Genomic DNA, 13,946 nt, shown 5'->3' with positions numbered 1-13,946 from the left:
GCGGTCATGGAATTTCGGTTTAGTGACGAACAGAAAATGATCCGTGAAAGCGCGAGGACATTTCTGCATGAGGTATCGACCTCTGCTGCCGTACGTCAGGCGATGGCCACTGAAAGCGGTTACGACCCCGCTTTATGGCAACGTATTTGTGAAGAACTGTGCTTTCAGGCCATCACTGTCCCTGAAGCCTATGGTGGGATGGGGCTGGGACAAGTAGAACTGGCAATTGTGCTGGAACAGATGGGTCAGGTGCTGCTGTGTTCACCATTTTTTTCCACGGTCGGTTTGGCTGTTAATGCTTTGGTATTGGGTGGTACAGAGACGCAAAAACAACAATACCTCCCTGAAATTGCTGCTGGCAGCCTTACTGCCACCGTTGGCTGGACAGGTGCAGCGACTGCTCACTCAGGTGGCCAATGGGGCTGCGAGGCGATCAGTGTCGAGTGGCAAGAAACTGAGGACGGGTATTGCTTAAACGGTGATCTGCGCTACGTCATCGATGGTCACACCGCCGATTTGCTGATAATTGCTGCCCGAGGAAAGGACTGTAAGGAAGGCGACACTGTGGCTTGGTTTGCCGTACCTGCCACAGCTGTCGGGATTGAACGTGAATGGCAGCCAAGTATGGACCAAACACGGCGCTTGGCGCGGATCATTCTGAGAAACGTGTCATTACCCGACAGCGCTCGAATGACAGCGCAAACTGATGGTTCAAAGCTGCTTACGCAGATAGTGGATCTGGCCAAGCTTGCACTGGCCGCAGAACAAATGGGCGCAGCACAAAAGGTACTGGATATGAGCGTGGCTTATATGCAGGAACGTGTGCAATTCGGCCGCCCAATTGCCAGCTATCAATCACTCAAACATAAAGCTGCAGACATGATGCTCAAGTGCGAAGTGTCACGTTCAGCGGTGTATTACGCCGCTTGCGTTGCACAAGAATACTTAGCTGAGTGCAATAGCCAGCAGGCAGTACTGGCCTTACGTGAGGCGGCGGCAATGGCCAAAGCCTATTGCTCAGACACCCTGTTTTATAACGCGGGTAGCGCCATTCAATTGCACGGAGGCGTCGGCTTTACCTGGGAATACGATGTTCATTTGTATTTCAAACGGGCAAAAGCCAGCGAGTTGTACCTGGGTGCAGCTCCAGCACAGCGCGAGTTGATCGCCAGTATGTTGCTGGATTGAGGAGGCTGATATGAAGCTGACATTTACAGTTGAAGACGAAGCTTTTCGCGCCGAAATTGCGCAATGGCTGCGCACCAATCTAACTGGAGAGTTCGCTGCGCTGAAATTTCGCGGCGGGCCCGGTGATGAGCACATGTTCACCGCTGAACGCCAGCGTTGGGAGAAGCGCCTCGCAGCAGGTGGATGGACTGGCATTGGCTGGCCCTTAAAACACGGCGGGCGCGGTTGCAGTATCGAGCAGCAAGTTATTTTTCACGAAGAATATGCGCGTGCCGGTGCGCCTGGTCGAGTGGGGCATATTGGTGAAGGACTGGTTGGACCAACGCTGATCGCTTTTGCCGATCCGGAGCAACAAGCTAAATATTTGCCGGCTATTTTGGCGGGCACCGATTTGTGGTGTCAGGGTTATTCAGAACCGGGCGCAGGCTCCGATTTAGCCAACGTTAAAACCCGCGCGCGACGTGAAAATGCCGACAATACTTGGCGCATCAACGGACAAAAAGTTTGGACTTCATTGGCGCATGAGTCTGATTGGTGCTTTGTGTTGGCACGTACCGACTCCGAATCGGTTGGGCACAAAGGCTTAGGTTTCTTTTTAGTGTCTATGCACCAACCTGGCGTCACCGTTCGCCCAATCGAACAGCTTACTGGCACCAGTGAGTTCAACGAGGTGTTCTTTGATGACGCTGTAGCTGCTGACCTGATCGGCGAGCCAGGAGATGGTTGGAAAATTGCGATGGCTCTGCTCGGTTTTGAACGCGGCGTGTCGACCCTCGGCCAGCAAATGCAGTTCCAAAACGAATTAGACGAGATCGTCCGTATTGCCAAATCCAACGGTGCTGCGCGTGACCCATTGCTGCGCCAGCGCATAGCGGAGGCACACATTGGACTGAGGCTTATGCGCTACAACGCCATGCGTATGCTCTCGCACACCAGCACTGAAAGTGGTCCGGAGGCGTTGGTGTACAAACTGCACTGGTCTAGTTGGCACCGCAATTTGGGTGCGTTGGCTATGGATGTGCTTGGTCCTGAGGCTGAAATTCTCGAATCAGGTCCATACAACCTTACGCGGTTGCAGTCGCTCTTTCTGTTTACCCGTTCAGACACCATCTACGGCGGCACCAGCCAGATCCAGCGCAACATTATTGCTGAGCGCGGTCTGGGAATGCCCAAAGAAGCTAAAGGAAACTTGCGATGAACGACATGAATAAGGCGCCGCAATACGTTAAAGGACATGGCCTTTTGCAGGGTAAGTCAGTGCTCATCACAGCGGCTGCAGGTGCTGGTATCGGCTTCGCTGCAGCCACCAAAGCAGTGGAAGAGGGCTGCCGCGCCATTGTTATTAGTGATGTTCACGAAGGACGTTTAGCCGCCTCGGTAGACAAGCTGAAACAAGAGACCGGCCTTGATGCAGTTTGGGGGCTGGTGTGCAACGTTGCTGATGAGACGCAAGTGCGCGCCTTGGTCGACTTCGCAGAAGACAAGCTTGATGGCACCGATGTATTGATCAATAACGCGGGACTTGGCACGACCAGGGCGTTGGTCGATATGGAAGACGCTGAATGGAACAAGGTCATCGATGTCACCCTCAACGGCACCATGCGCATGACTCGCTATTTCCTGCAGCAGGTAAAAGCGCGTGGCCGTGGCGCTGTCATTGTTAATAACGCCTCGGTGCTCGGCTGGCGCGCGCAAAAAGAGCAAGCCCACTACGCTGCTGCAAAAGCGGGGGTGATGGCACTGACGCGTTGCGCTGCGCTGGAAGCTGCCGAGTTTGGCGTACGAATTAATGCCGTGGCGCCGTCGCTTGCAGTGCATCCGATGTTGCGTAAGTCGGCTCCGGAGGATCTGTTGCGTGAACTGGAAAATCGTGAGGCCTTCGGCCGCGGGGCTGAAGGCTGGGAGGTCGCTAACGTGATGATGTTCCTAGCCAGTGACTACTCCAGCTATATGACGGGTGAGATCGTACCGGTCAGTTCGCAACGCGCTTGATGGCCATCGATTAGGAATTGAATCATGCACAAGGTTTTTGCTTCAGCCTCTGCTTTGGAGGCAGCTGTTGGCCAATCGTTGGGCAGTACCGATTGGCTGGTCATTGAACAAGAGCGGGTCAATCAATTTGCTGAGGCTACAGGTGATCACCAGTGGATTCATGTTGATCCTCAGCGGGCTAAAACAGGTCCGTTTGGTGGCACGATTGCTCACGGTTATCTGACCCTGGCGCTGGTTAATTACTTTCTGCCGCAACTGATGCAGGTCGAGAATCTGCAAATGGGCGTTAACTACGGTTGTGATCGAGTGCGTTTTCCTTCGCCGGTGAAGGTTGGGGCGCGCGTGCGTGGTACAGGTGAAATCACTGGCGTGGAAGCGATGGCGAACGGTGCGGTACAGGTAGTGGTGCGCGTTAGTATTGAGGTCGAAGGCTCGGAGCGCCCGGGTTGCGTGGTCGACACAATCAGCCGTTACACCTTCAATTCAGCAGTTTGAGGAGACTTTCCGAATGCAAGAAGCAGTTATTGTTGCTACCGCGCGCACTGCGCTGAGTAAATCCTTTCGTGGCTCCTTCAACGATACCGAAGCGCCGGTGTTAGGCGGTCATGTCGTGCGTGCTGTGGTTGAGCGCGCAGGCATTGATCCGGCGGATGTGGGCGATGTGATTATGGGCGCTGCCGTGCAGCAAGGTACGCAGGGCTACAACATTGGTCGTTTATGCGCCTACACCGGTGGTCTGCCGGATACCGTCGCAGGCATGGCGCTTGACCGTATGTGTGCGTCCGGCCTGATGGCTATTGGTGAGGCGGCCAAAGCTATCATGGCAGGCGAGTTGAACGTAGCGATTGGCGGCGGCGTCGAGTCGCTTTCTCTAACCCAGAACAAGCATAAAAATGCTTATCGGGCCCGATCGGAAGCGGTAATGGAGGTGATGCCTTCAGCCTATATTCCGATGATAGAAACTGCCGAGATAGTCGCGCAACGCTATGGCATAAGCCGTGCCGAGCAGGATGCTTACGCGCTGCAGAGTCAGCAGCGTACTGCGGTCGCGCAGCAAAAAGGCTTGTTCGCTGATGAAATCGTGCCGTTATTGGCGAATAAACTGATGTTCGACAAAGAGGGAAAGCCCAGCGGGCATGAGCAAGTGCTGGCTGATCGAGACGAATGCAATCGCCCGAGTACCACGCTTGATGCCCTGCAAAGTTTGGCACCGGTGTGGAAAGATGGGCAATGGGTCACTCAGGGCGAGCATATTACGGCTGGCAATGCCTCACAGTTCTCAGACGGTGCAGCAGCTTGTTTGCTTATGAGCCGTGAGGAAGCAAAACGCAGGGGATTACAGCCACTGGGCGCCTATCGGGGTATTGCAGTAGCGGGTTGCAAACCTGAAGAAATGGGTATTGGTCCGGTATATGCCATTCCAAAGTTACTTGAGCGTTTCAAACTCAAGGTCGAAGACATTGGCCTGTGGGAGATCAACGAGGCGTTCGCCAGTCAGGTAATTTACTGCCGTGACACCTTGGGTATTCCTGATGAGCGTCTGAATGTTAACGGCGGCGCTATCTCGATTGGTCACCCTTTTGGCATGAGCGGTGCGCGCATGGTTGGCCATGCCCTGCTTGAAGGTCGTCGTCGTGGTGCACGTTATGTCGTTGTATCCATGTGCATCGGTGGCGGCATGGGCGCAGCAGGTTTATTCGAGCTCGACTGATACCACTTACGATCTACACCCTGCAAAAACCCGCCATGTGCGGGTTTTTGCATTGTTGCGTCTATATCGGGGGTTCTAGCCCCATTGATGTCGGTGAACATATGTAAGCCGTTTGGACGATGTTGGCGCGACTCTCCTGCCTGAGTATCCCCTCACGAGCTGTTCAAATCTGGCGACCCTCACGTACAGGTATTTGGCAGACCCATAAAAATAAAACGTACTCCGTCTGGAGTCCAAAAGTCAGGATTGAGTCATGAGCAAACTGATCAGTTACTCCTTCTGCCTCGTGGTTACCGCACTGGTTCTTTATGCCTTCTCACCGCGTCATGATGGCGTTGTCCCACAGGTCGATCTCGACCTCAAACGCATTCAATTCAATGATCTCGTGCACTTCGATGATCGCATGGTCGCTGTGGGTGAACGCGGCACCATTATTGTCAGCGACGATGATGGTGCCAGCTGGCGGCGAACCCATAGTGATGAGCAGTCGCCTGTGACGTTAACCGGTGTCACATGGCTTGGGGGGAAGCTGCTGATTGCAGTGGGGCATGACCAGTTGATGCTGCGCAGTGAGGATGCGGGCGACAGTTGGCAGGTGATTATGGATGACAAAAGCAGTGGTGAGCCATTGATGGGGACATGGAGCCCTAATGGTCAGAAAATTTTTGCTTATGGCAGCTTCGGCCGTTTCTTCAAATCAAATGATAAGGGCCTCAAGTGGACCCCCGTTCAGTTGAATATTCAGGGCGAGCACCTCAACGACCTGGATGGGGATGGCGACCGCATTCAACTTATGGTTGGCGAAATGGGTTTGGTGATGCGCAGTAAAGATGAAGGCCAGAGCTGGCAAACCATCGAACCATTCTACCGTGGATCGTTGTTTGGTGTTGCTCACCTAGAAGGCAGTAACTGGGTGACCTACGGCATGCGCGGAAACGTTTTCGTCAGCCATGACGATGGCCTTAACTGGAAGCAGATTGCATTGCCTCACCAACTACCTCTCTATGGACATGCCACAGATGCACGCGGAGTTGTGATCGTTGGTACGGGCGGTGCTTACGTCAATATTTCACGCGAGGGTGAGCTGCAAGGTCTCGGTTATATGCGCGGACTGGGCACGCTAACCTCGGCAGTGGTATTGCCCAACAGTGAGTTCATTGTTGCAGGCCAATTTGGTCTGCAACAGCGCAAGCGCGATTATTTAGCGCGCACCGGTCAATAAGAGGTGGTCATGACTAAGTCCGTTCGTACTATTGACCGCTGGGTCTGCGCGTTTGCCGAATTTTTGATAAGCCATCGCAAAGCTTTCCTGTGGTTGTTCATTCTTATCACTGTCGCGCTTGGTTACAGTGCTACGCACATCAAACTTGATCCAGGATTCAATAAGCAGATTCCTGCCAGCCATCCTTTCATGGAGAACTACCGGCAATACAGTGAGACGTTTACGGGCGCCAATACCATTTTGGTTAGCGTCCAATGGAAAGGCGAAGGGGATATCTACAACCCCGAGTTCCTCGACGTGCTTCGGCAAGTCACTGATGATGTTTTCTTCATTCCCGGTGTTCGCCGCTCGAGCGTACGTTCGCTATTTACGCCTGATGTGCGCTATGTAGAAATTTCCGAGGAAGGCTTTGTCGGTGATGTGGTAATTCCTCCTCAGTACAGCGGCACGCAAGAAGATTTGGATCAAGTCCGCAACAATGCCGCTCGTTCGGGTGAAATTGGCCGTTTGGTGGCTAATGATTTGAGCGCTGCGATCGTCAATGCTGAGTTGCAGGAGTTGAATCCTGAAACTGGTGAGCGAGTCTCCTATGTCGAGATTGCCAAGCAGCTTGAGGCTATCCGGACTAAATATGAAAACGACAACATAGCGATCAATATTGTTGGTTACTCGAAACTTGTCGGCGATGTGATTGACGGCTTGGTTGAAGTTGTTGGGTTCTTCTTCATCGCTTTCCTGATTACAACGTTGCTGCTTTGGATTTACTCTCGCTCGCTGGTGCAAACACTTGTGGCGCTTTTGGTGGCCTTAATTCCGGTCATTTGGCTATTAGGTATATTGCCGCTGATCGGCATGGGAATCGATCCGATGTCGATTCTGGTCCCGTTCCTAATATTCTCTATCGGGGTCTCGCACGCGGTGCAAATGACCAACGCATGGAAGCAGGAACTGTTTGCTGGCCTGGATTCAGAGGCCGCTGCAAAAAGTGCCTTCTGCAAAATTTTTATCCCAGGTGCATTAGCGCTGTTTACCAATGCCTTGGGGTTCGGCGTGATAATGCTCATCGATATTCCAATTGTTCGTGAATTAGGAGTGTCTGCGTGCATCGGCGGCTTGCTGATGGTGTTCACCAACAAGATGATGCTGCCAGTGATCATTTCGTATCTGAAAATTGATCGTCGCGGATGGGTTCCTCGCACAGGCAACAAACAAGAAAAGCATCGTCTGTGGTGGCGTCTTTCGATCCTTGCAACCCCGGGTCCGGCTTTGATGGTGTTCGCCATAAGCTTGGCATTGCTGGTAGCCGGTTCATGGAAAAGTCGTGAACTGATTGTTGGTGATGTCGGTGTTGGCGCCCCTGAGTTACGCCAGACAGCACGTTACAACCAAGACAACTTGCAAATTAGTCAGAGCTATTCCATTGGCCTTGATGTGTTGGCTGTATACATGGAAGCCAGCGTGGAAGAGGCTTGTCTTGACCCGGATGTCATGCGCGCAGTTGAAAAACTCGACTTTCACGCCCGCAGTATTGATGGTGTGAACTCTATCCAGAGTGTTGCCGGCATGGGCAAAGTTGCGATTGCTGGCAATAACGAAGGCAATCCTCGTTGGGCTGCTATACCAGGCGCTACTCGGGGACTCATGGCAGGGTCGCGTGCTTATTCAAGCTCCCTTGGCTTGGTGGTGGACGGTTGTCAGACCATGCAGATGCTGTTGTTCCTAAATAATCATGAAGGCGACACCATCGCGCGCGTTGTCAAACAGGTTGAACGAATTATTGCCAGCATTGATGAACCCAAGATCAGCTTCAAGCTAGCAGGGGGCAACGTTGGCGTAATGGCAGCGTCCAATGAAGCAGTGCAACAGGCAGAAGCACAAATGCATGGGTCATTGCTGTTGGCTGTTGCACTGTTTTGCTGGCTGACATTTCGCTCCGGACGTGCCGTTTTGTGCATCCTGATCCCGTTGGCCATTGTTGCCACCCTATGCAGTGCCGTTATGGCGGTTTTTGGGATAGGCCTTAAAGTTGCGACCTTACCGGTGATGGCGCTCGGGGTTGGTGTCGGGGTCGATTACGGCATTTATTTGTACGAGCGTATGCAACATGAGCTTGCCGCCGGTAAAGACTTACGAAATGCCTTCTACGAGGCGATGTGCCAGCGCGGTACAGCAGCGTTGTTCACTGCGTTTACCATGTCTATCGGTGTCGGTACGTGGATCTTTGCACCACTTAAGTTCCAGGCTGACATGGGTGCATTGCTGGCATTCATGTTCTTGGTCAACGTATTTGGAGCGATATTCCTCCTACCAGGCCTAGCTGCCTGGTTCCATCGCAGCAAGCCGCTGGTGCGGGCTAAATCTCCTATCGTTCAGGCTTCACTTGAAGGCGTTGGGCCGCTCTGAAATGGGGATCAAACGTGAATGGGTTATAGCTGCGCTACCAGACGCCTACGATGTTCTGCTGGGTGAACTCTATGACGCTGCAATTGACGATCACAGCTGGAGTCGATACCTCGGGCATGTGCGGGAGTTGTTCAAGGCTAATTATGCAACCTTGATCATTCGCGCGCCCGAGAACAGCGATAAGGGTTTGATGGTTGTCAGTGGTGACATCGAGGGCGAGGGTAGCATTACTTATATTGCATATCCGCACACACAGACTCCCTTCATTAATTGTCCTGTGAATCAGGTTTTTACGGTCACAGATATGATGAGCTACAGCACATGGCTCGAGTCTGACTATTACCGAACCCACTGCCTTCCACAACATGTCCTGCACGTGATGGGTGTTGATATCGCCTTACCCGTCGGTGGAGTTTTTCGTTTCCGTATAACTCGGCCGGAAGATACACCAGACTTTTCAGAAGCTGATAAGCAATTATGTCATTCGTTGATTCCGCACATGACGCGAGCACTTCAAATACATAACTTGCTCGGGCATAAAGAATCGCTAAACACGCTCTATGCACAAACGATTGGGCGCTTGTCTATCGCCACGCTAGTGCTTGATGAGCATGGCAGCATTGTCGAGGCCAACCAGATTGCCCGCGAAATTCTGGCCACAGGTGACGGCTTAAAAGTCGTAGGCGGGCGCCTGGAGGCTAATTATCCGGGTGATAATAAGCGCCTCTATCAGGCATTACGCAGCGCTTTGGCAGTAAGACGGCATGATCAGCCGACTGTGGCGGAAGCCTTATCGGTTGCGCGGCCATCAGGGCAGGTGAGTTTAGGCCTGATCATCGAACCTGTTCCAGATCAGGAGTGGGATGAAGGTCAAAGCAAGCCCAGTGTAATCGTCTATGTGCGCGATGCGCTCGGTCGCTCAATTTTGAGCTCTGCAATGACCCGTCAGCTATTCGGTTTTACACCCTCTGAGACAAGCCTGGCACTTGAGTTGGCTAACGGTTTATCGCTGGAGGATGCCGCAGCATCGCTGGGCATACGCCGCAATACCGCCAGGGCGCACTTGCGCGCGATATTTTCCAAAACAGGTGTTAGGCGTCAGACCGAATTGGTGCGTCTGATTCTGAACAGTGTTGCTTCATTGGGGCAGCAAAGTGATGCCACACAACCTTTGAATGAGGTGAGAAATAAGAAGACATGAATGCCTGACGGGGCGGTCGTCGGTTCCCGTTCTAAAGACAGGGCAAATAGTTTAGATTGCGTCAGAGTGTCGCACCTATTAGTCAGTTGTGGGCCTGATAAAAGACGCCTTAATACATCATAAAAATAATAGCCTCCTACATTGGAGGTGTATTTTGAGGTCGCAAAAAAATGAATACAGCAATGCCTAACTCATTGGTTACCTCCAACGGTACGTTACTGACACTGGACAGCTACGATCATATTGTCGGTTGTATTCAGGATGGTGCACTAGATAACGACCGCCTCTCCGACGCACTTGAAGAGCTTCGGCGCTTGTTCGCGGCGAACTACGCGACCTTAATCCTTCGTATTCCGGGCGTTGATAATGTGGCCTTGATGTTGGTTGCTGGTGAGGTTGAAGGCAGTGGAAAACTGACCCACTTTACTTATTACCACACCGATAGTCCTTTCTCGCATATGCCAGCGGATAAGGTGTTTTCTATCGAGGATGTGATGACAACAGCTGAGTGGGAAGCCAACCCTTATTACGCTGGGTACAGCAAGCACAATGATGTCTATCACATCATGGGGGCTGATATTTCTACACAAGAAGCAGGTGTGCTGCGCTTCCGAATCACCCGCGGTCACAATCAACCGGCATTCAGTCCTGAAGACAAAGCCCTTTGCAACCGCCTACTGCCTTACCTTCGCCGTTCACTGCACGTGCACAATCTTTTAGGCCGCAGTGAATCGCTGGGCAGTCTGTACGCTGAAGCGATAAATCGCCTCTCAGTTGCCACATTGATACTCGATGAAACGGGCTGTGTACTGCAACTTAATGATGTAGCGCGAAGCATGCTGAACGAGGCGGATGGCATCAAGCTGGTAGGCACACGCCTGGAAGCCAGTTATCCCAGCGACAACCGAGAATTGCACAAGCTGATACGTGACGCTTTAGAGGTGCAGACCAACGGCGACGGCGCTGTAACACGTGAAGCGTTGTCTATTGCTCGGCCTTCTGGCGAGGTCAGCCTTGGTGTCGTGATCGAAGCGGTGCCTACTCTTGAGTGGGCAGAGGGGAAGGGGCGGCCAACAGTGATTATGTATATCCGTGACTCTGTCGGGCGCTCTCAAGTTGATAACCGTGTCGCCAAGGAGTTGTTCAACTTCACGCCGGCTGAAACTGCTCTGGCATTAGAGTTGGCTAACGGACTGTCACTGGAAGAAGCAGCAGAAAACTTGGGCATCATGCGTAACACCGCGCGGGCTCATCTGCGCGCGATTTTCTCCAAGACTGGCGTACGCCGCCAGGCAGAGCTGGTGCGTGTGATGCTCAACAGTGTGGTTTCATTAGGAACGTGCAATGTCACGCCTCTGGTGAGTCGAGGTGCTGTGATCCCCCGTCCTGAGCTGCGTTCGTTACGCGTCTCCTAGTGCCATTCGAGCAAGCCTGCGAGCTTTCGCAGGCTTGTGGCATGCAAATCTTGATACCTCTGCAATCAAGGTTTGTTTTGTACCGATAGTCTGTCCAGACGATGATCCTGCATGTTCTTGCTCTGGATACTCTGGTAATCGTTCGGGGCTGAAAGGCCATTCATCGAATTATCCGCGTGTAAGTGGACGCCCATAGCCTGGTTTGGGGCTCAGATGCGCTTATACGGTTGTATCTGTCTGTTGAGTAAGGATATCTGAACAATGACTAACGTCGCCATGATTACGGGTGCCAGCCGTGGTATCGGCCGTACTACCGCGCTGGCTTTTGCGGCCCACGGATTTGATGTGGTGCTAGCAGGCCGTCGTCACACAAGTGCCTACTCTGAACACAGATTACAGGGCCTTGATGGCAATCCGCTGCCGGGGAGTCTCGACAGTGTGGCTGCTGAGATACGTGCCCTCGGCAGACGTGCATGGTGCATAAACCTGGATTTGCTCGATATAGTTTCGGTAGAGCTCGCTGCAGAACAAGCGCTGACTGAAGCTGGGCGTATCGATGTGCTGGTCAATAACGCTGTATATCAGGGTCGTGACCTGAACTCGGGCTTGGCTCAATTGCAGATTGAAACGCTCCAGCGTGTAGCGCAGGCCTACCTGATCTCTCCATTTGTTCTCAGCCGGCGTATTGCGCAGGCAATGGCAGAGCAAGGTGGCGGTGTAATCATCAACGTCACGTCTGGAGCAGGTGAAAGAAACCCTCCAATTTCTGCGGCTCAAGGTGGCTGGGGTTACGCTTATGCCGCAGGCAAAGCCGCGGTTTCGCGTTTGTCTGGTGTGCTTAAAGTTGAGCTTGGCCACCAGGGTATTCGCGCTTACACAGTCAACCCGGGTGTGGTCACGACTGAAGCTTTGCAGGCCACAATCGGAGATGCCGGCATTCGTGCCCTTGGTGCAGGTTCAGCCCCGCCAGAACTACCAGCAGCGGTCATGCTCTGGTTGGCGACTCAGGACTGTGCTGGTGAGCAGCAGAGTCGCACGATAAATGCACAGCCATTTGCTGCTGAACATCAGCTCGTAACGCCCTGACATAGTCCAAGTGAAGGATGAACGTCTCGTTCAGTAACACCAATATGAAGGGCATCGGTCTCGGTTCCTCCGGGTAGATATCTGCCTTAGTGCGCCCTATGCGTCGGGCAACAGGCAGAACTCAACCGAAGTGAACAATTATAAAAATGCTCAGTAAGGATCACAAAATGAATCAGTTGATCGACATAAAACCCGTCGTCGAAGCTGCCGAGCATCGCTATGCGCGTGGTTGGCACTGTGTAGGCGAGGCCAAGGAATACCGCGATGGCAAGCTGCATACACTGAATATTCTTGGCACTCGTCTATTGGCATTTGCCGCGCCCGATGGTGTCATCAGCATTCTTGATGCCTATTGTCCGCACATGGGCGCTGACTTGTCGCAAGGGGAGTTGATTGACGGAAAAGTTGTCTGCGCATTCCACCACTGGTCATTCGATGCCAGCGGCCGATGCACTGATATTCCTTACTGCAAGCGCATTCCGCCAAAAGCAAAAACACGGAAGTGGTTAAGCAGTGAAGTTAACGGGCTGCTATTCGTATGGAACAACCCGGAAGGTAATCCGCCTGCAGAAGGGATCGAGATTCCTCACTTACCTGAGTTTGAAAGTGAAGATTGGGATCATGACTGGCACATGGATCTGATGATCATTGATACCAACCCGCGTGAATTAGTCGATAACCTTGTGGATGCTCAGCACTTCGGCCCAGTGCATGGCACCCCAACCAAATATTTCCGTAATACCTTTCATGGACATATTGGCACGCAGATGTTCTGCGGAGATTCCGAGCGGCTTGGCGGTGATCTGGTAGCCGACTCTGCGTATTACGGTCCCGCTACCCACTTCACACGAATGAAGGCCGTTTATGATGGGCTGACGGTCGAGAGTATTTTGCTCAATTGCCATGTACCTATTGGTCCTAACCAGTTTCAGTTGCGATTCGGCGTGTTGGTAAAGAAGATTCCTGGATGGACTGAAGAGCAGAATCAACAATTGGCCTTGGATTACGTCCAGCAAAACCGCAACTCGTTCTATCAGGACGTTGACATTTGGGCTCATAAACGTCGGGTCGATAACCCTGTACTGGCTGCAGGCGACGGTCCGATCTACCAATTGCGCGAGTGGTATCAGCAGTTCTTCATGGATGAAGCCGAAGTTCCGGCAATGCATAAAGAGTTGCGTGAGTTTGTAACCGTCGACGAGCGCTGATAAATCTGTACCTGGTACCTATAGACTCCTCCTGCGCCGATAGATTTCCCAACCTTTGCTTATGCGTGGGAGGCAGTCTATCTAGCAGGGAGGGAGCCTTGGCACATACACTTTTAGGAAAGTGTTGACGATCGCTTATAAAGTATCTGACGAAAGCACGAGCCACTTACGCAAATCTTCGATCATCTGGACTTCACTGATGAGCAGGGCGAGATCAATAAAGCGCGACACGAGCGATCGATCATTCGCCACTACACAAATGTAGTCGTCTATTGCCGGCGGCTCGCTTATTGAGGTGGTATCCAGGTGAGACTCAGACCATTTTCCTGGAGTCTCTTGCGGGATCCCGTCATCCCGATACGGCGTCACCTGGCCATCGGGTGCCGGGGCAATCGAAGCCGCCTGTAAGGGACGGTGGACAACTCAGTATGGCCATACATGAATAGGCAAGGTGTTTTCTGCTCTTTTTTAGATCGTGCGACTGTGCGGAACTGGGTCGCTAAGCTGCTTTAACACTAAG

11 protein-coding genes are annotated in these 13,946 nt (G+C 52.6%); all 11 read left to right on the top strand.

Going from position 1 to position 13,946, the window contains the following annotated elements; genetic code table 11:
- Nucleotides 1-6: 6 nt before the first annotated feature.
- Nucleotides 7-1,188, top strand: coding sequence for an acyl-CoA dehydrogenase family protein (locus BM395_RS18875; RefSeq protein WP_090514808.1), 1,182 nt, complete (start codon nt 7-9; stop codon nt 1,186-1,188).
- 10 nt (nt 1,189-1,198) lie between these two features.
- Complete coding sequence (locus BM395_RS18870; protein WP_090514804.1) at nt 1,199-2,386, top strand: acyl-CoA dehydrogenase family protein; 1,188 nt, start codon at nt 1,199-1,201, stop codon at nt 2,384-2,386.
- A gap of 5 nt (nt 2,387-2,391) precedes the next feature.
- On the top strand, nt 2,392-3,180 hold the full coding sequence (locus BM395_RS18865; RefSeq protein WP_090514946.1) for an SDR family oxidoreductase: 789 nt from the start codon (nt 2,392-2,394) through the stop codon (nt 3,178-3,180).
- Between the two features lie 24 nt (nt 3,181-3,204).
- On the top strand, nt 3,205-3,675 hold the full coding sequence (locus BM395_RS18860; RefSeq protein ID WP_090514801.1) for a MaoC family dehydratase: 471 nt from the start codon (nt 3,205-3,207) through the stop codon (nt 3,673-3,675).
- Nucleotides 3,676-3,688: 13 nt separating this feature from the next.
- The gene (locus tag BM395_RS18855) at nt 3,689-4,891 is read left to right on the top strand and encodes an acetyl-CoA C-acyltransferase (RefSeq protein WP_090514797.1); all 1,203 of its coding nucleotides are present in this window, start codon (nt 3,689-3,691) and stop codon (nt 4,889-4,891) included.
- A gap of 253 nt (nt 4,892-5,144) precedes the next feature.
- Entirely contained in the window at nt 5,145-6,113 is a 969-nt protein-coding gene (locus BM395_RS18850) for a WD40/YVTN/BNR-like repeat-containing protein (protein WP_090514794.1), read from the top strand.
- 9 nt (nt 6,114-6,122) lie between these two features.
- Entirely contained in the window at nt 6,123-8,516 is a 2,394-nt protein-coding gene (locus BM395_RS18845; protein WP_170860628.1) for an efflux RND transporter permease subunit, read from the top strand.
- Between the two features lies 1 nt (nt 8,517).
- Nucleotides 8,518-9,717, top strand: coding sequence for a helix-turn-helix transcriptional regulator (locus BM395_RS18840; protein ID WP_090514791.1), 1,200 nt, complete (start codon nt 8,518-8,520; stop codon nt 9,715-9,717).
- Nucleotides 9,718-9,899: 182 nt separating this feature from the next.
- Nucleotides 9,900-11,132 carry a helix-turn-helix transcriptional regulator gene (locus BM395_RS18835; protein ID WP_090514788.1) on the top strand — a complete coding sequence of 411 codons (1,233 nt, stop codon included), beginning with the start codon at nt 9,900-9,902 and terminating at the stop codon, nt 11,130-11,132.
- 261 nt (nt 11,133-11,393) lie between these two features.
- Nucleotides 11,394-12,218, top strand: coding sequence for an SDR family NAD(P)-dependent oxidoreductase (locus BM395_RS18830; RefSeq protein WP_090514785.1), 825 nt, complete (start codon nt 11,394-11,396; stop codon nt 12,216-12,218).
- Between the two features lie 167 nt (nt 12,219-12,385).
- Entirely contained in the window at nt 12,386-13,426 is a 1,041-nt protein-coding gene (locus BM395_RS18825) for a 3-ketosteroid-9-alpha-monooxygenase, oxygenase component (RefSeq protein WP_090514782.1), read from the top strand.
- Nucleotides 13,427-13,946 lie beyond the last annotated feature (520 nt).

This window comes from Pseudomonas marincola, assembly GCF_900116605.1.
Lineage (GTDB): Bacteria > Pseudomonadota > Gammaproteobacteria > Pseudomonadales > Pseudomonadaceae > Aquipseudomonas > Aquipseudomonas marincola.
The sequence above is the reverse complement of the archived record's forward strand: the minus strand, read 5'-3'. Positions and strand labels throughout refer to the sequence as shown.